Origin of the sequence: Saccharothrix espanaensis DSM 44229 (genome assembly GCF_000328705.1) — a bacterium.
Taxonomy (GTDB): Bacteria; Actinomycetota; Actinomycetes; order Mycobacteriales; family Pseudonocardiaceae; genus Actinosynnema; species Actinosynnema espanaense.
The window spans coordinates 251,782-268,437 of sequence record NC_019673.1 but is presented as its reverse complement, the minus strand read 5'-3'; the positions used below and the strand labels follow the sequence as shown (position 1 = coordinate 268,437).

The 16,656-nt window shown below is 71.9% G+C and carries 17 protein-coding genes; 8 read left to right on the top strand and 9 right to left on the bottom strand.

From position 1 onward, the window contains the following. Nucleotides 1-21: 21 nt before the first annotated feature. A complete protein-coding gene (locus BN6_RS01285) occupies nt 22-582 on the bottom strand; it encodes an NADPH-dependent FMN reductase (protein ID WP_015097709.1) in 561 nt (186 codons plus the stop codon). A 76-nt stretch (nt 583-658) separates the two neighbouring features. Between BN6_RS01285 and BN6_RS01280 the strand changes: the two genes are divergently transcribed. Continuing rightward, nucleotides 659-1,726 (top strand): alpha/beta hydrolase, encoded by a 1,068-nt coding sequence (locus tag BN6_RS01280; RefSeq protein WP_015097708.1) that lies wholly within the window; start codon nt 659-661, stop codon nt 1,724-1,726. Nucleotides 1,727-1,843: 117 nt separating this feature from the next. On the opposite strand, the gene BN6_RS01275 is transcribed toward BN6_RS01280, so the two are convergent. Continuing rightward, on the bottom strand, nt 1,844-3,292 hold the full coding sequence (locus BN6_RS01275; RefSeq protein ID WP_015097707.1) for a catalase: 1,449 nt from the start codon (nt 3,290-3,292) through the stop codon (nt 1,844-1,846). Between the two features lie 30 nt (nt 3,293-3,322). Beyond that, the gene (locus BN6_RS01270) at nt 3,323-3,742 is read right to left on the bottom strand and encodes a Fur family transcriptional regulator (RefSeq protein WP_015097706.1); all 420 of its coding nucleotides are present in this window, start codon (nt 3,740-3,742) and stop codon (nt 3,323-3,325) included. A gap of 85 nt (nt 3,743-3,827) precedes the next feature. On the opposite strand from BN6_RS01270, the gene BN6_RS01265 reads away from it, so the two are divergent. After that, on the top strand, nt 3,828-5,006 hold the full coding sequence (locus BN6_RS01265; RefSeq protein WP_015097705.1) for an MFS transporter: 1,179 nt from the start codon (nt 3,828-3,830) through the stop codon (nt 5,004-5,006). Between the two features lie 104 nt (nt 5,007-5,110). Beyond that, nucleotides 5,111-5,257, top strand: a complete 147-nt coding sequence (locus BN6_RS46420) for a hypothetical protein (protein ID WP_015097704.1) — start codon at nt 5,111-5,113, stop codon at nt 5,255-5,257. A 49-nt stretch (nt 5,258-5,306) separates the two neighbouring features. Here BN6_RS46420 and BN6_RS01260 read toward each other — a convergent pair whose 3' ends face one another. From BN6_RS01260 to BN6_RS01250, 3 genes are all read right to left on the bottom strand, one after another. Beyond that, entirely contained in the window at nt 5,307-6,734 is a 1,428-nt protein-coding gene (locus BN6_RS01260) for a gluconokinase (RefSeq protein ID WP_015097703.1), read from the bottom strand. Nucleotides 6,735-6,949: 215 nt separating this feature from the next. Then, a complete protein-coding gene (locus BN6_RS01255) occupies nt 6,950-8,011 on the bottom strand; it encodes an aspartate-semialdehyde dehydrogenase (RefSeq protein ID WP_015097702.1) in 1,062 nt (353 codons plus the stop codon). Beyond that, nucleotides 8,008-9,273, bottom strand: a complete 1,266-nt coding sequence (locus tag BN6_RS01250; RefSeq protein ID WP_015097701.1) for an aspartate kinase — start codon at nt 9,271-9,273, stop codon at nt 8,008-8,010. Before BN6_RS01250 ends, BN6_RS01255 begins: the two co-directional genes overlap by 4 nt. Before the next feature lie 107 nt (nt 9,274-9,380). Here BN6_RS01250 and BN6_RS01245 point away from each other — a divergent pair, with 107 nt between their 5' ends. Both BN6_RS01245 and BN6_RS01240 read left to right on the top strand, forming a co-directional pair. Next, the gene (locus BN6_RS01245; protein WP_269454315.1) at nt 9,381-10,589 is read left to right on the top strand and encodes a hypothetical protein; all 1,209 of its coding nucleotides are present in this window, start codon (nt 9,381-9,383) and stop codon (nt 10,587-10,589) included. After that, nucleotides 10,589-11,155 carry a nitroreductase family protein gene (locus tag BN6_RS01240; protein WP_015097699.1) on the top strand — a complete coding sequence of 189 codons (567 nt, stop codon included), beginning with the start codon at nt 10,589-10,591 and terminating at the stop codon, nt 11,153-11,155. Before BN6_RS01245 ends, BN6_RS01240 begins: the two co-directional genes overlap by 1 nt. Before the next feature lie 98 nt (nt 11,156-11,253). On the opposite strand, the gene BN6_RS01235 is transcribed toward BN6_RS01240, so the two are convergent. Continuing rightward, entirely contained in the window at nt 11,254-11,553 is a 300-nt protein-coding gene (locus tag BN6_RS01235) for a hypothetical protein (protein ID WP_015097698.1), read from the bottom strand. Nucleotides 11,554-11,777: 224 nt separating this feature from the next. Here BN6_RS01235 and leuA point away from each other — a divergent pair, with 224 nt between their 5' ends. Both leuA and BN6_RS01225 read left to right on the top strand, forming a co-directional pair. Continuing rightward, nucleotides 11,778-13,571: a 2-isopropylmalate synthase gene (gene leuA / locus BN6_RS01230; RefSeq protein WP_015097697.1), complete on the top strand. Its 1,794-nt coding sequence runs from the start codon at nt 11,778-11,780 to the stop codon at nt 13,569-13,571. A gap of 153 nt (nt 13,572-13,724) precedes the next feature. Continuing rightward, entirely contained in the window at nt 13,725-14,279 is a 555-nt protein-coding gene (locus BN6_RS01225; RefSeq protein ID WP_015097696.1) for a DedA family protein, read from the top strand. On the opposite strand, the gene BN6_RS01220 is transcribed toward BN6_RS01225, so the two are convergent. Next, nucleotides 14,263-14,871 carry a TetR/AcrR family transcriptional regulator gene (locus BN6_RS01220; protein WP_015097695.1) on the bottom strand — a complete coding sequence of 203 codons (609 nt, stop codon included), beginning with the start codon at nt 14,869-14,871 and terminating at the stop codon, nt 14,263-14,265. The two genes, BN6_RS01225 and BN6_RS01220, sit on opposite strands and share 17 nt — an antisense overlap. 65 nt (nt 14,872-14,936) lie before the next feature. Between BN6_RS01220 and BN6_RS01215 the strand changes: the two genes are divergently transcribed. Continuing rightward, on the top strand, nt 14,937-15,500 hold the full coding sequence (locus BN6_RS01215; RefSeq protein ID WP_015097694.1) for a TIGR03086 family metal-binding protein: 564 nt from the start codon (nt 14,937-14,939) through the stop codon (nt 15,498-15,500). Between the two features lie 46 nt (nt 15,501-15,546). On the opposite strand, the gene BN6_RS01210 is transcribed toward BN6_RS01215, so the two are convergent. Continuing rightward, nucleotides 15,547-16,638, bottom strand: coding sequence for an ABC transporter ATP-binding protein (locus BN6_RS01210; RefSeq protein ID WP_041315835.1), 1,092 nt, complete (start codon nt 16,636-16,638; stop codon nt 15,547-15,549). Nucleotides 16,639-16,656 lie beyond the last annotated feature (18 nt).

The following is a 16,656-nucleotide window of genomic DNA, read 5'->3' as shown; positions in this document are numbered from 1 at the left end:
CGTACCCGCCCAGTAGAACCGTCAACCGGCTTGTGACACGGCGAACTCCGCCACCTGTCGCCCGATCGTGCGCAAAGTGTCCGCGACCGTGGGATCCGAGCAGCCCCCTTCGAGGTCGAACTCGACCTCGCGGGAGTTGATCGCCGAGCCGAGCGGGGTGGGCCAGCCGCGCAGCGCGTGCACGATCGAGCGCAGGGCGGTCAGCGTGGTGACCGACGCCTGCCAGCCGCGCGCGGCGGCCACGCAGCCCACCGCCCGCCCGTCGAGGTAGACCCGCGGGTCCTCGCGCAGGTCCTCGACGTAGTCCAGGGCGTTCTTGACCAGGCCGGAGACCGTGCCGTGGTAGCCGGGCGAGACGAGCACGACGCCGTCGGCCTGGCGCAGCGCCTCGACCAGCCGGCGGGCGTTGTCCGGGCGGTCGGCCACGGCGGGGTCGTAGAACGGCAGCACCAGGTCCGGTCCGACGACCTCGATGACCTTGGCGCCCGCGTCCGCCGCGCCGGACAGCGCGATCCGCAGCGCGCGTTCGGACTGCGAGTTCGGGCGCAGCGAACCGCCGATACCCACCACCGTGACCGTCATGCCCCGATCCTGCCACCTCCACCTAGCTGGAGGTCCAACCTGGTCGGGGGGTGTACTGGCGAGTAACGTGCGTCTCATGTCGAAGCTCGCCGAGTCGTTGCCCCCCGGCGTCCTGGCCGGTGCCCTGCGCTTCGCGTTCGGCCTCCCCGGGCCGCTGCGCAAGCTGATCACCGGCCCGCCGATCACCCTCGACGGCCAGCGCCTGCACCCCGAGGCGCACCTGCTGCTGCGCCTGCAGCAGCTCAGCGGCGAGGACTGGCAGACCACCACCCCGGCGGCCAACCGGGCGGCCCTGACCAGGAGCAACTTCCTGGTGTCCGGCCCGGTGATCGAGGGCGTGACGGTCCGCGCGGTGTCCATGGACGGCGTCGGCGGCCGCTTCTACACCCCGCACGGCCTGGCCGAGGGCTCGCCGCTGCTGGTCTTCTACCACGGTGGCGGCTGGGTCAGCGGCGACCTCGACAGCCACGACAACCTGTGCCGGTTCCTGGCCGTCGAGGCGGGCGTGCGGGTGCTGGCCGCGGACTACCGGCTGGCCCCCGAGCACCCGTTCCCGGCCGCCGCCGACGACGCGCGCACCGCGTACGAGTGGGCTGTGGCGAACGCTTCGGAACTGCGCATCGACCCGGCCCGGATCGCGGTCGGCGGAGACAGCGCGGGCGGCAACCTGGCCGCCGTGACCGCACTGCACGCCGACGCCGTCAAACCGGTGTTCCTGCTGCTGTTCTACCCGGCGGTGGACGCGACCGTGCGCCGGCGCTCGCGGGAGATCTTCGGCGAGGGCTTCTTCCTGACCGACCGGAAGATGGACTGGTTCCTGGACCACTACGCGCCGTCCCGCTCGGCGCACGCCGACCCCAGGCTCTCCGTGCTGCTCGCCGACGACCTCAGCGGCCTGCCGCCCACCTACCTGGCGACCGCCGGGTTCGACCCGTTGCGCGACGAGGGCGAGGCGTTCGCCGAGAAGCTCGCCGACCAAGGGGTCCCGGTGGTGCTGCGGCGCTACGAGGGGCTGTTCCACGGGTACGCCAACATCCTCGGGGTGGGCGGCGTGTTCCGGGAAGCCGTGGCGGAGGCCGTGGGCGCGCTGCGCACCGGGCTGGCGCTGGCCAACGCGCGCAAGGGCGTGACCGAGACGGCGTGACGTGACGGCCCGTCCCGCCGCGCGGGACGGCCCGTCCGGACAGCGGGAGGGTCACAGCGGGAGGGTCCGGACAGCGCGAACGGGGAGGAGCCGCAGCCCCTCCCCGCCGGCACTACGTCACTTGCCGAAGGCGGCGGCGATCTTGTCGCCGGTCTCCTTGTCGATGCTGCGCCAGTACGCGAAGACGCGCTCCAGCACCGGGGCGGACACGCCGTTGCCCGCGTGGCTGATCACGGTCTGCACCAGGCGTTCGCGCTGGGCGTCGTCCATGACCTCGCGGATCAGCGTGCCGGCCTGGCCGAAGTCGTCGTCCTCGGCGTGCAGCGTGTACGCCGCGCGCACGACCTCGTCCTGGACGCCGTAGGCCGAGGTGGTCTCACCGGCCGTCACGGCGCTCGCGTGCGGGCCGCCGTAGGAGTTCGGGGCGTAGACCGGGTCGGACGCGTTGGTGTAGCGCATCGCGCCGTCCTTCGCGTACGAGTTCACCGGGGACTTCGGCCGGTTCACCGGCAGCTGCGCGTAGTTCGCGCCGATCCGGTACCGGTGGGCGTCCGGGTAGGAGAAGATGCGGCCGATCAGCATCTTGTCCGGGGACGTGCCGATGCCGGGCACCAGGTTGGTGGGCTCGAACGCGGCCTGCTCGATCTCGGCGAAGTAGTCCGCCGGGTTCCGGTCGAGGACCAGCTTGCCGACCGTGATCAGCGGGTAGTCCGCGTGCGGCCACACCTTGGTCAGGTCGAACGGGTTGAAGCGGTAGTCCTTCGCGTCCTCGTACGGCATGACCTGGACCTTGAGCGTCCACGACGGGAACTCGCCGCGCTCGATGGCGTGCCACAGGTCGGCGCGGTGCGCGTCGGCGTCCTCGCCGGCGATCCGGGCGGCCTCGTCCGAGGTCAGGGTCTCGATGCCCTGGTCGGTCTTGAAGTGGTACTTCACCCAGAACTTCTCGCCCGCCGCGTTCTCCCACAGGTAGGTGTGCGAGCCGTAGCCGTTCTGGTGCCGCCAGGTCTTCGGGATGCCCCGGTCGCCCATCAGCCACGTCACCTGGTGCGCGGTCTGCGGCTGCAACGTCCAGAAGTCCCACTGCATGTCGTGGTCGCGGCGGCCGGTGTCGGCGCGGCGCTTCTGGGAGCGGATGAAGTCCGGGAACTTGATCGGGTCGCGCAGGAAGAACACCGGGGTGTTGTTGCCGACCAGGTCGTAGTTGCCCTCGGAGGTGTAGAACTTCAGCGCGAACCCGCGCGGGTCGCGCCAGGTGTCGGGCGAGCCGAGCTCGCCGGCGACGGTCGAGAAGCGCAGCAGCGTCTCGGTCTTCGCGCCCGGCTGGAACAGCGCGGCCTTGGTGAAGCGGCTGACGTCCTCGGTGGTCTCGAAGTGGCCGAAGGCGCCGCCGCCCTTGGCGTGCACGACCCGCTCGGGCACGCGCTCGCGGTTGAACTGGGCGTTCTTCTCGATCAGGTAGTGATCCTGGAGCAGGATCGGGCCGTTCGCGCCCAGCGTCAGCGAGTGGTCGTCGCTGGCGACCGGGATGCCTGCGTTGTTGGTCGTGTGACGCGCTTGGGTCACGCTCTAGCTCCTTCTGTGGGGGTGCGGCAGTCAGGTGGCCGGACGGCAGTCCGGGCACGAACCCCAGAACAGGACCTCCGCCTCGTCCACGGCGAAGCCGACCGTGTCCGAGGGCTCCAGGCAGGGCGCGGCACCGTGGACGCAGTCGACGTCCTCGGTCCGTCCGCACTGCCTGCACACGAGGTGGTGGTGGTTGTCACCGATCCGCGTCTCGTAGCGCGCCGGGTGACCGGCGGGCTCGATGCGGCGCAGCAGGCCGGCTCGTGAGCACGCGTTGAGCACGTCGTAGACGGCCTGCGTGGACACCGTCCCCAGCCTGGTCCGCACGCCGTCCGCGACCTGGTCGGCGGTCGCGTGGGGGTGGTCGACGAGCCAGTCGAGGACAGCGATCCGGGGGGCGGTGATGCGCAGCCCGGCGTCCTTGAGCAGTTCGCGTGGTCCTGGGGTCATAGCTCCACCACTCCACCATGTTTTTTGGAATCAGTCAAGAAAACGAATGGTTAAACCTCTTGCCCGGCCAGGTGAAGATGACCAGGTGAACCTCGCCCCCTACCTCGCGGTCCTGCGCACGCCTCGGCTGCCGTCCCTGATGCTGCTGATGCTGGTCGCCCGGATACCCGCGACGGCGGCGGGCATGACCATCACCATGCACGTGCTGCTCAGCCTGGAGCGCGGCTACGGCGCGGCGGGCCTGGTCGGCGCGATGGCCACGATCGGCATCGCGGTCGGCGCGCCGCTGATGGGGCGGCTGACCGACCGGCGCGGGCTGCGCGTGATGCTCGCCCTGTCGATGGGGTCCGAGGCGCTGTTCTGGTTCATCGCGCCGTTCCTGCCGTTCGAGGTGCTGCTGGTCACCTGCTTCGTGTCCGGGATCGCGGTGATGCCGGTCATGCAGATCGGCCGGCAGATCACCACCGCCCTGGTCGGCGAGGAGGGCCGGCGGACCGCGCTGGCGATGGACTCGATGGCCGTCGAGGTGGCGTTCATGGCCGGGCCGGCGCTGGGCGTGTTCCTCACCACGCACTGGCACAGCCGGGTCGCGATGTGGGCGATCGGCGCGTCGATGGTGGTGTTCGGGCTGGTCCTGTACGCGGTCAACCCGCCGGTGCGCGACGACGTGGACCACGGCGCGCCGGTGCCGCGCTCGCAGTGGCTGACCGGGCGGGTGGTCGGCGTGCTGATCAGCGCGGGCGGCGCGACGTTCGTGCTGTCCGGGGTCGAGGTCGCGGTGGTCGCGTCCATGCGCGGGATGGGGCTGACCGACTGGACGGGCGCGCTGATCGCGGTCATGTGCGTGGCGTCGCTGGTCGGCGGGTTCGTCTACGGCGCGCTGGACCGGGTGCCGCCGGTGTGGGTGATGATGGGGTTGATGGGCGTGCTCGCGGTGCCGATCGGGCTGTTCGGCGGGACGCCGTGGCTGCTCGCGCTCGCGCTGGTGCCGACGAACTTCCTGTGCGCGCCGACCATCGCCGGGACCGGCGAGGCGATCACCCGGATGACGCCGGGCTCGGCGCGGGGCGAGGCGATGGGCTTGCAGGGCTCGGCGTTCACGCTGGGCGCGGCGCTCGGCGCGCCGTTCGCCGGGTTCGTCATCGACCACTCGTCGCCCGCCTGGGGCTACTTCGTGGCGGGCCTGGGCGCGGTGGCGATCGCCGCGGGCTCGATGGTGCTGACGGCCAGGAGCCGCCGACCGCGCGCAGGGCTTCCCGGATGAACAGGCCCTTCGCCTCGGTGCAGGACTCGCGATCGTCCCGGAAGCGGGACGACAGGTCGTGCTCGAGGGCCTGGTAGACGGTCGCGCAGGTCGCCGTCGCGGCGGTGCCGGGCCGCCAACCCCGGCACGGCTTCCTCGGCCGGCCCGGGATCCGGATCTACCGGATCGCCGACCTCTACCGCCCGGCGTTGGGGCTGAACCCGAAGTGGGAGGAACGCAGTTCCAGCCGATCCCTCACGACCGGCGGCTAAATCGCCCGTCAATCGGCCGCATGAGGATCGTCCAACACTTCTACCTGGGTCAGCCGAGCTTGTGCAGTGCCTCGTAGAGCTGTCCGACAAGCGGGCGGTGTTGCGCGTAGTAGCGCGCGGCCTCGGCGTCGGGGTGGATGACCCGGGTCGGTTCGATCAACGTCGCCGCCGTGCGCAGGTCCGGCAGGTCGCCCAGCGCGTGCCACGCCAGCAGCGCCGCGCCGACGCCCGAGCCCTCGCTGTCCTCGGCCAGTTCCAGGTCCAGGCCGAGCGCCGACGCCAGCACCGACGCCCACAGGTCGCTGCGGAACGCGCCGCCCGTCACCCGCACGGCGTGCACGTCGGCCACCGAGCGCACCGCGTCCAGCACCAGCGCCAGCTGCTGGGCCACGCCCTCCACCAACGCCCGGGTGATCTCCGCGCGGCCGTGCTCCCGCCGCACCCCGATCAACGCCGACCGCGCGTCCGGGTCCCACCACGGGGCCCGCTCCCCCAGCAGGTACGGCAGCGCGATCACGCCCGACGCGCCCGGCGGGACGTCCGCCGCCTCCCGCAACAACGTCGTCACGTCCGCTTTGAACGTGTCGGCGGCCCACTGCGCGACGACCCCGCCGTTGCTCACCGCGCCGCCCAGCACCCACAGCCCGTCGGCGATGGCGTAGCAGAACACCCGCTCCTGCTCGTCCACCGCGGGCTCGTCGCGCACCACCCGCAACGCCCCGCTGGTGCCCAACGACACGGCCGCCACCCCGGGCACCACCGCGCCGACCCCGAGGTTCGCCATCGGGCCGTCACCGCCGCCCAGCACCACCGGCACCCCGCGCGGAATCCCGGGCACGTCGAGGACCAGCGGCAACACGGTCGTCGGCGACAGCAGTTCGGGCAGCTCGGCCGCCCGCACCCCGGCGAACGCCAGCGCGTCGGGGTGCCACGCCAACGCCCGCAGGTCCATCAGCCCGCTGCCGGACGCGGACGAGTACTCGGTCACCAGCCGACCGGTCAGGCGCAGGGCCACGTAGTCCTTGAGCCCGCACCACGAGTCCGCCGTGATCCCGCGCGCCCGGAACCACGCCAGCTTCACCAGCGGCGACATGGTGTGCACGGGGGTGCCGGTCTCACGGTGCAGCGCGCGCCCCTCGGCCGTGCCGCGCAGCCCCGACGCCTCGGCCACCGCCCGGTTGTCGGCCCAGCTCAACGACGGCGTGACCGGCACACCGCCGGAGTCCAACCCCAGCAACGTGTGCATCGCGCCGGTGAGCACCAGGGCGTGCACCCGGTGCCCCAGCGCGGCGACCTCCGCCAACGCCCGCAGCGCGGCCTCGAACACCACCTCGGGGTCGTGCGTCGCCTCGCCGGAGGGCGTGATGCGCATCGGGTAGCCGTACTCCGCCGACCCGAGCACGGCCGCGTCGCGGTCGACCGCGATGACCTTGGTCGCCGTCGTGCCCAGGTCGACCGCCAGCACCGCGTCAGCCATGCGTCGAACCTACCCGCCCACCACCGAACCGAACCGTCCCGCGACAACGCGATGATCCCACCGGACCCTCGCCGAACCCGCCGAACCCGCCGAACCGCCGGACTTGCCGTCCCGCCGAACCGCCGGACCCGCCGTCGGTCGGAACACGGCGACCCCGCCGGAAACCGGGCGGGCCGGGATCGGGCGGGGTCGTCGGCGAGCGGACGAGCGGGCGGCTACAGGCGGCCGACCAGCTCTTCGGCGATCTCGTAGGTGTTCAGCGCCGCGCCCTTGCGCAGGTTGTCGCCGCACACGAAGAAGTCCAGCGTGTTCGGGAAGTCCAGCGCCTGGCGCACCCGGCCCACGTACGTCGGGTCCTCGCCCACGACGTCGGCCGGCGTCGGGAACTTCTTCGCCGCCGGGTCGTCCACCAGGACGATGGTCGGCTGCTCGGCGAGGATCTTGTGCGCCTGCTCGACGGTCACCTCACGGGCGAAGGTCGCGTGCACGGCCAACGAGTGCGTGGTCACCACGGGCACCCGGACGCACGTCGCCGACACCTTCAGGTCCGGGATGCCGAGGATCTTGCGGGACTCGTTGCGGACCTTGAGCTCCTCGCTGGTCCAGCCGTCGTCCTTGAGCGAACCGGCCCACGGCACCACGTTGAGCGCCAGCGGGGCCGGGAACGGGGACTCCGAGACCGGCAGGCCCGCCGCCTCCAGCGCCTCCCGCACGTCGCCGGCGCGGACGCCGACCTGCTTGCCCGCCAACGCCTCCAGCTCGCCGTAGAGCCGGTCGATCGCGGACTGCCCGCCGCCGGAGGCCGCCTGGTAGGACGCCACGACCAGCTCGCGCAGCCCGAACTCCCGGTGCAGCGCGCCGAGCGCGGCCATCATGGACAGCGTCGTGCAGTTCGGGTTCGCGATGATCCCCTTGGGGCGCGCGGAGATCTCGTCCGCGTTCACCTCGGGCACCACCAGCGGCACGTCCGGGTCCATCCGGAACGCGCCGGAGTTGTCGACCGCCACCGCGCCGCGCTCGGCCGCGATCGGGGCCCACTGCGCGGACACCTCGTCGGGCACGTCGAACATCGCGACGTCGACGCCGTCGAACGCCTCCGGCGACAGCGCGACCACGGTCAGCTCCTCGCCGCGCACGGTGATCCTCTTGCCCGCCGAGCGGGGCGAGGCGATCAGCCTGATCTCGCCCCACGGCACCGACGGCCGGCCGTTGATGATCTCGATCATGACGGTGCCCACGGCACCGGTCGCGCCCACCAGGGCCAGCGTCGGGCTCATCGTCCACTCCCCGCGTACACCACGGCCTCTTCGTCGCCACCCAGCTCGAACGCGTCGTGCAGCGCACGGACCGCGTCGTCGAGCTGGGTGTCGCGGCAGATGACCGAGATCCGGATCTCCGACGTCGAGATGATCTCGATGTTCACCCCGGCGGTGGCCAGGGCCTCGCAGAAGGTCGCCGTCACGCCGGGGTGCGAGCGCATCCCCGCGCCGATCAGCGACACCTTGCCCACGTGGTCGTCGTAGAGGACCGCTTCGAAGCCGATCTCCTCGCGCACCTTCTCCAGCGCCGCCACCGCGCGCGGGCCGTCGTCCTTCGACAGCGTGAAGGTCACGTCGGTGCGGCCGGACATGGCCTGGGAGACGTTCTGCACGACCATGTCGATGTCGAGTTCCGCCTCGGCCACGACCCGGAAGATCCGGGCCGCCACGCCGGGGTGGTCGGGGACCGCGGTCACGGTCACCTTGGCCTCGGACCGGTCGTGCGCGACGCCGGTGATCATCGCCTGTTCCACGGGAAGGTCCTCCACTGACCCGGACACGATGGTCCCGGGCTTGTTGCTGAACGAAGATCGGACGTGCACCGGGACGCCGTAGCGGCGGGCGTACTCGACGCAGCGGAGCATGAGCACCTTGGCCCCGCACGCCGCCATCTCGAGCATCTCCTCGTAGGTGATGGTCTCCAGCCGCCGGGCGTTCGGCACGATGCGCGGGTCGGCGGTGAACACGCCGTCCACGTCGGTGTAGATCTCGCACACGTCGGCCTTGAGCGCCGCCGCCAACGCCACCGCGGTGGTGTCGGTGCCGCCCCGGCCGAGCGTGGTGATCTCCTTGCTGTCCTGGCTCACGCCCTGGAAGCCCGCGACGATCGCGATGGCCCCGTCGGCCAGCGCGTCCTGGATGCGGCTGGGCGTCACGTCGATGATGCGCGCCTTGCCGTGCACGGAGGTCGTCAGCACGCCGGCCTGCGAGCCGGTGTACGAGCGCGCCTGGGCGCCCAGCGAGTGGATCGCCATCGCCAGCAACGACATGGAGATGCGCTCACCGGAGGTGAGCAGCATGTCCATCTCGCGGGCGGGCGGCACCGGGGACACCTGGCGGGCGAGGTCGAGCAGCTCGTCGGTCGTGTCGCCCATCGCGGAGACGGCCACCACGACGTCGTTGCCCGCCTTGCGGGTCGCGACGATGCGCTCGGCCACCCGTTTGATCCGCTCGGCGTTCCCGACCGAGGAACCGCCGTACTTCTGGACGACGAGCGCCACTGAGCCTCTCCCTCCGAGCCGATGCCTGAGCGGGGAAACCCCAGCTCGAAGGGCAGACTACCCGTCCCGCGAGGTGGACAGCGGCGACCGTGACGGGCACTACCCTCATGGTCGTGTCAACCCTGGAGGCCGTCCACGTGGAGCCGGAGGGCGCACCGGTGCCGGTGCGCGAGCGGCTGGCGCGCGCGGCCAGACACCGGGTGACCTCGGCGCTCGCCCCCGCGCTGCTCTACCTGGCGGTGCGCGAGACGGGGCTGCTCGCGCTGCAGCTGATGGCCGAGCGGTGGAACAAGGACCTGACCCGGGCTCTCACCTCGTGGGACGGGCAGTGGTTCCTGGGCATCGCCGAGGGCGGCTACGCGAACGTGAACCGGTCGCTGGTCGACGCGTTCTCCCGGCGCACCGACGAGACGCCGCTGGCGTTCTTCCCCGGCTACCCGGCGCTGGTGCGGTGGGCGGACGGGCTGCCCGGCGTCACGCTGGTCGGCGCGGCGTTCGCGGTGTCGCTGCTCAGCGGGCTGTTCTGCGCGTACGGCGTGCACCGGCTGGGGCGCGCGGTGTTCGGCGGGTCGTACCGGGCCGGGCTGGTGCTGGTGGTGCTGTTCGCCGCGTCGCCGATGGCGGTCGTGCTGTCGATGGCCTACTCCGAGGCGACGTTCTGCGCGCTGGCGGCGTGGTCGCTGGTCGGCGTGGTGGAACGGCGGTGGGTGCTCGCAGGCCTGTGCTGCGCGGCGGCCGGGCTCGTGCGGCCCACGGCGGCGGCGCTGGTCCTGGCGGTGTGCGCGGCGGCGGTCGTCGCGATCGTCACCCGCGAGGACGGCGTCCGGCCGTGGTTGGGCGCGGCCATCGCACCGCTGGGGCTGCTCGGCTACCTCGGGTACGTGGCGGTGCGCACCGGGCGGTGGGACGGCTGGTTCGCCGTGCAGCAGGAGGGCTGGGACTCCCGGTTCGACGGCGGCGCGGCCACCTGGAAGTTCGCGCTGCTCGTGCTGGGCGACCCGCGCTCGGTGCTGGAACTGGCCACGGTGTGGTTCCTGGTGGTGGCGATCGCGCTGGTGGTGCTGGGGATCCGGCGCCGGCTGGAGTGGCCGCTGGTCGGGTACGGGGTCGGCGTGCTGGTGATGGACCTCGGGTCGAACGGGCTGATGAACTCCAAGGCGCGGCTGCTGCTGCCCGCGTTCACGCTGCTGGTCCCGGTGGCGCTGGCGCTCGCGCGGCGGCGGACGAGCACGGTGGTGGCCGTCCTGGTGGGAATCGTGGCGTTCAGCGCGTGGTTCGGCGCGTACGCCATCACGGCTTGGCAGTATGCGATCTGATGAAACTCAACCCGATCATCGCCGACCGCTGGAGCCCGCGCGCCTTCGACGCGACCGCGACCGTGGCCCCGGCCGACCTGACCCTGCTGCTGGAGGCCGCCCGGTGGGCGCCCTCGCACGGCAACACCCAACCCGCGCGGTTCGTCGTGGGGCTCCGCGGGGACGACACGTTCCAGCGCATCTTCGACGTGCTGCGGCCCGGCAACCAGACCTGGGCGGGGCGCGCTTCGGTGCTGCTGCTCGCGGCGCGGGCGACGGCGGACGAGCGCGGACCGGTGCCGAACACCGAGTTCGGGCTGGGGCTGGCCGTGCAGAACCTGGTGCTGCAGGCCGTCGACCTCGGGCTGGTGACGCACCAGATGGGCGGTTTCGACCACGACGCCGCGGCGCGCGCGTTCGCGTTGCCCGAAGATGTTGTTCCGGTGGTGGTCATAGCCGTCGGAAAGCTCGGTGACGTGAGCGTCCTGCCGGAAGAACTCCAGGCCCGGGAAACCCGGCCCCGCGAACGGAAACCCCTGCCGGAAATCGCGTTCACCGGCACGTGGGGGAAGGCGTTCGAGGTCTGATCGCCGCTGTCGGGCGGACGACGACCCGTCGACCTGCCGGGCGGACTGCGGACCGGCAGGTCGACGGGCGGTGGACACGCACCACCGGGGCCGCTGGGCTACCTGGCCACGACGCGGGCCAGCAGGCCGGTGACGACGAGCCAGAACACGGCCGCCAGACCGTAGTTGACGATGACGTCGAGGTTGGCGTTGCCGAGCTGGAACAGACCGGGGAAGAACAGCGCCAGCGGCTCGGCGAGCTGCTGGATGAAGCGGAAGAACGCGTTGGCCTGGTTCGCCCCGAAGAGGATCATCAGGATGTAGAGCACCTCGATGAGCGCGAACACAGCGCCAACACCGCTGATCACTCGGGCAGCGGTGAAGCCGCCGCTGCGCGTTGAGGTTCGCCATCTGGACATGTCGGAGAAATGCCCGACCCACGATCGAGCGAAACACGGATGGGTGAAGTTCCACCATCTGGGCGCTCGGTTCCACGTCCGGTCGGATTCCGGTTAGGGTGTGGCCGTGGCACGTGCGCTCCTGCTTCGCCGCCGTGACGGGGTCTGATCAGACCGGCCCCCCGTCGCGGGTCGAGCGTTGCCGCCGGTCGTTTCCCCCACGCCCGGCAGGAGCACCCTCCGTCATGACGACCTCACCCGACGCCTACACCTCCGGCGTCAGCCGCATCCGTCCCCCCGCGCGCCCCGCCCCGGCCGACCAGCCGGCGTGGAACCCGCAGCGCGGGACGTCGATGCCCGTGCACCGCTACCGCCCCTTCCACGAGCTGGTCGAGGTGGTCGACGTACCCGACCGGACCTGGCCGACCAAGCGGATCACGCAGGCCCCGCTGTGGTGCGCGGTCGACCTGCGCGACGGCAACCAGGCGCTGATCGACCCGATGTCGCCCGCCCGCAAGCGCAAGATGTTCGACCTGCTGGTGCGCATGGGCTACAAGGAGATCGAGGTCGGCTTCCCGGCCGCGTCGCAGACCGACTTCGACTTCGTCCGGGAGATCGTCGAGGACGGCGCGATCCCGCCGGACGTCACCATCCAGGTGCTCACCCAGTGCCGCTCCGAGCTGATCGCGCGCACGTTCGAGGCGCTGCGCGGCGCGGGCAAGGCCATCGTGCACTTCTACAACTCCACGTCGGTCCTCCAGCGCCGGGTGGTGTTCAAGTCCGACCGCGAGGGCATCAAGAAGATCGCCACCGACGCCGCGCGGTTCGCGCTGGAGGAGGCGAAGAAGTACCCGGAGACCGAGTTCCGCTACGAGTACTCGCCCGAGTCCTACACCGGCACCGAGCTGTCGTACGCGCTGGAGGTGTGCGACGCGGTCTCCGAGATCGTCCGGCCCACCCCGGACAAGCCGCTGATCGTGAACCTGCCGGCGACCGTCGAGATGGCCACGCCGAACGTCTACGCCGACTCGATCGAGTGGATGTCGCGCAACCTGGCCCGCCGCGACTCGATCATCCTGTCGCTGCACCCGCACAACGACCGGGGCACCGGCGTGGCCGCCGCCGAGCTGGGCTACCTGGCGGGCGCGGACCGGATCGAGGGCTGCCTGTTCGGCAACGGCGAGCGCACCGGCAACGTCTGCCTGGTCACCCTGGCGATGAACATGTTCGGCCAGGGCGTCGACCCGCAGATCGACTTCTCCGACATCGACGAGATCCGCCGCACGGTCGAGTACTGCAACCAGCTGCCGGTCGCCGAGCGCCACCCGTACGGCGGTGACCTGGTGTTCACCGCGTTCTCCGGCTCGCACCAGGACGCGATCAAGAAGGGCCTGGAGGCCCTGGAGGACGCGGCCAAGGCCGCCGGGCAGCACGTGGACGAGTTCCCGTGGGAGGTCCCGTACCTGCCGATCGACCCGAAGGACGTGGGCCGCAACTACGAGGCCGTCATCCGGGTCAACTCGCAGTCCGGCAAGGGCGGCGTGGCCTACCTGATGAAGTCCGAGCACCACCTGGACCTGCCGCGCCGGCTCCAGGTCGAGTTCTCCCGGGTGATCCAGGAGGTCACCGACACCCACGGCGGCGAGATCTCGCCGAAGGACATGTGGGACTCGTTCTCCACCGAGTACCTCGACGGCGCGGTGCCGCTGAAGCTGGTGCGGCAGAAGGTGAGCGCGGACGGCGGCGGCCACGAGAAGATCAAGGCCGTGGTGGTCGTGGACGGGGAGACCCAGGAGATCACCGGCACCGGCAACGGCCCGATCGCCGCGTTCGTGGACGCGCTGGCCACCATCGGCTACGACGTGCGGGTGCTGGACTACTCCGAGCACGCCATGTCCTCCGGCGACGACGCCCGCGCCGCCGCGTACCTGGAGTGCGCGGTGGGCGACCGGGTCCTGTGGGGCGTCGGCATCGACAGCTCGACGGTCTCCGCGTCCCTGCGCGCACTCGTCTCGGCCCTGAACCGCGCCCACCGCTGACCTTGCGGGCCCCGCCCGGCCCACCTACGGGCCGGGCGGCACCGGGTCCGGGCACCGGGTCCGGGCACGGGTCTGCGCAGGGCTCCGGCTGAACGTCGGCTGAAGAGGTCGACCGGGTGGGAGCGATCCGGTGGCGGGTAGCGTTGCCGCATCATGACCGCTCTCCTGCTGCTGTTCGTGGTCGCCGCCGTGCCGCTGCTGCCCACGGAGGCGGTGCTGATCGGCAGCGGTGTGCTGGTCGCGTCCGGTGAGCTGTCGCTGCTCGCGGTGATCCCGGTGGCCACGGCCGGGTGCTTCCTGGCCGATCTGGTCAACTACGCGCTGGGGCGCGGGGCCGGGTCGCGGGCGGTCGAGCGGGTCAGCCGGCGGGCGGGGGCGCGGGCGGTGGTCGAGTGGACCCGCGCGAAGCTCGCCACGCGCGGCGAGCCGATCCTGGTCGCGGTGCGGTGGGCGCCGGGCGGCGGGGTGGTGGGCGCGCTGATCGCCGGGTCGGTGCGGTGGCCGTTGCGGCGGTTCGTTCCGGTGGCGTTCATCGGGTCGGCGCTGTGGTGCACCTACACCGCGCTGATCGGGTACTTCGGCGGCCAGGTCGTGGCCGAGCCGGTGCTCGCCATCGCGTTGTCGTGGGGTGCGGCGCTGCTGGTCAGCCTGCCGGTGGGGCTGGCGGTGCGGGCCGCGCAGCGCCGGGTCGTCACGCCCGCCGGGTAGCCAGGTCCAGCGCCCGGCCGACGGCGGCGCGGGCCCGCTCGTAGGCGTCCGGGTCGTCGTGCAGCACGGACCGGGCGTTGGCCGATTGCAGGTACGCGACCAGCTCGAACGCCAGTTGCGCCGGGTCGCGGGCGAGGTCGGGCACGTCCGCCGCGGTGGTCGTGACCAGGTCCACCCACCGCCGGTCGAACTCGGCGATCGAGTCGCGCACCCGGCCGGGGCGGGCGTCGAACTCGGCCTGCACCGAGGCGAAGAAGCACCCGCCGGGGAACGTGCGCCGCCGCGAGTAGTCCAGCCAGCCGCCGAGCAGCCGCTCCAGCCGGGCCAGGCCCGGCGGCTCGGCCGAGGCGGGCGTGATCACCTCGTCGACGAAGATCTTCGCCGCCGCCCGGACCGTGGCGAGCTGCAACTCCTCCTTCGACCCGAAGTGCGCGAACACGCCGCTCTTGCTGACTTCGAGCTCGGTGGCCAACCGGCCGATGGACAGGCCCTCCAGGCCCTCCACCGACGCGATCTCCGCCGCCCGCCGCAGGATCTGCCGCCGGGTCTGCTCGCCGCGCTCCACCCGTCCGTCGACCTTCACCCCGCCCACGCTAGCCCCCTTGACCACTGCGAAACTAATAGTACGATCGTTCGTACAACCTTTTAGGGGGATCCGTGGACCTGCTCGACCTCGACCGCACCGCCATCGACCTCAACGCCGCGCTGGTCGCGAGCCTCGAACCGGAGCACTACGACCTGCCCACCCCGTGCGCGGGCTGGACCGTCCGCGACGTCCTGCGGCACCTGGTCGACATGTCGATCAAGTTCGACGTGGGCGCGCGCGGCGGTGAACCCCGCTCGGGGATCTCCGACGACCTGGTCACGTCCTACGCGACGGCGAGCGACCTGGTCACCGAGTCGTTCCGGGCCGACGGCTTCCTCGACCGCGAGGGGCAGATCCCGGGCTTCGGCACCTACCCGGGCCGCAACCTGGTCGGCGCGCACCTGGTCGACACCGTGGTCCACTCCTGGGACGTCAAACGCGCGCTGGGGCTGGACGGAACGCTGGACGACGGCCTGGCGCTCGTCGCGTACAAGGTGGCTCTCCGCTACCCGAGCACACCGAACGTGCGGGGTCCCGGGGCGGCGTTCGCGCTGCCGGTGGGCGTCACCGAGGACGCCCCGACCACCGACAAGCTGGTCGCGCTGCTCGGCCGCTCGCCGGACTGGAAGCCCTGAACCGCCGTGCGGGGTGCCGCCCAGGGGGAGGCACCCCGCACGGGTGTCACGGGTTGAGCGCCTCGGTCACCGACGCCGGGCCGACCAGCGGGATGTCCGGCGAGAGCCCGTCGGACTCCTCCACCAGCACGGCCTCGACCTCGTGCGGCCGGATCCGCCCGGCGCGGATGTCCTCCGCCCAGTGGCACGCGACCTTGTGGCCGGGCAGCACCTGGCGCAGCTCCGGCCGCTCGGTCGAGCACTTGGTGTCCTGCTTCCACGGGCACCGGGTGTGGAACCGGCACCCGGTCGGCGGGTTCGCGGGCGACGGGAGGTCGCCCTTGAGCAGGATCCGCTCCCGGCGGTCCTCCACCAGCGGGTCGGGCACCGGGATCGCCGACAGCAGCGCCCTGGTGTACGGGTGCAGCGGCTCGGCGTAGAGGTCGTCCGAGGTCGCCTCCTCCACCAGGCCGCCCAGGTACATCACGCCGACCCGGTCCGAGATGTGCCGCACCACGGCCAGGTCGTGCGCGATCACCAGGTAGGTGAGCCCGAACTGGTCCTGCAACTCCTCCAGCAGGTTGACCACCTGCGCCTGCACCGACACGTCCAGCGCGGACACCGGCTCGTCGGCGATGATCAGGTCGGGTTCCACGGCGAGCGCGCGGGCGATGCCGATGCGCTGCCGCTGCCCGCCGGAGAACTCGTGCGGGTACTTGCGCAGCGACTTCGCCGGCAGGCCCACCGCGGTGAGCAGTTCGCGCAGCCGCTTGCCGGTGGACTCCTTGCCCTTGTCCAGGTCGTGCGCCCGCAGGCCCTCGACCAGGATGGACTCCACGGACTGCCGGGGGTCCAGGGACGACATGGGGTCCTGGAACACCATCTGCATCCGCCGCCGCATGGTGCGCAGCGCCTCGCCCTTGAGCGTGGTCAGGTCCGTGCCGTCGAACACCACGTGCCCGGCGGTCGGCTCGGTCAGCCGCAGGATCGCCCGCCCGAGGGTGGACTTGCCGCAACCGGACTCGCCGACCAGGCCGTAGGTCTCGCCGCGCCGGACGCTCAGGTCCACCCCGTCCACCGCGTACACGTGCCCGACCGTCCGGTCCAGCACGATGCCCCGCTTGATCGGGAAGTGCACCTTGATGCCCCGCACGGACATCAGCTCGTCCACAGTGGA

Excerpts from the sequence above, each read along its gene's own strand:
- BN6_RS01285 (WP_015097709.1), bottom strand. The coding sequence starts at position 582 with ATGACGGTCACGGTGGTGGGTATCGGCGGTTCGCTGCGCCCGAACTCG.
- BN6_RS01280 (WP_015097708.1), top strand. The coding sequence starts at position 659 with ATGTCGAAGCTCGCCGAGTCGTTGCCCCCCGGCGTCCTGGCCGGTGCC.
- BN6_RS01270 (WP_015097706.1), bottom strand. The coding sequence starts at position 3,742 with ATGACCCCAGGACCACGCGAACTGCTCAAGGACGCCGGGCTGCGCATC.
- BN6_RS01260 (WP_015097703.1), bottom strand. The coding sequence starts at position 6,734 with ATGGCTGACGCGGTGCTGGCGGTCGACCTGGGCACGACGGCGACCAAG.
- BN6_RS01255 (WP_015097702.1), bottom strand. The coding sequence starts at position 8,011 with ATGAGCCCGACGCTGGCCCTGGTGGGCGCGACCGGTGCCGTGGGCACC.
- BN6_RS01245 (WP_269454315.1), top strand. The coding sequence starts at position 9,381 with ATGGTCGTGTCAACCCTGGAGGCCGTCCACGTGGAGCCGGAGGGCGCA.
- BN6_RS01240 (WP_015097699.1), top strand. The coding sequence starts at position 10,589 with ATGAAACTCAACCCGATCATCGCCGACCGCTGGAGCCCGCGCGCCTTC.
- BN6_RS01235 (WP_015097698.1), bottom strand. The coding sequence starts at position 11,553 with ATGTCCAGATGGCGAACCTCAACGCGCAGCGGCGGCTTCACCGCTGCC.
- leuA (WP_015097697.1), top strand. The coding sequence starts at position 11,778 with ATGACGACCTCACCCGACGCCTACACCTCCGGCGTCAGCCGCATCCGT.
- BN6_RS01225 (WP_015097696.1), top strand. The coding sequence starts at position 13,725 with ATGACCGCTCTCCTGCTGCTGTTCGTGGTCGCCGCCGTGCCGCTGCTG.
- BN6_RS01210 (WP_041315835.1), bottom strand. The coding sequence starts at position 16,638 with ATGTCCGTGCGGGGCATCAAGGTGCACTTCCCGATCAAGCGGGGCATC.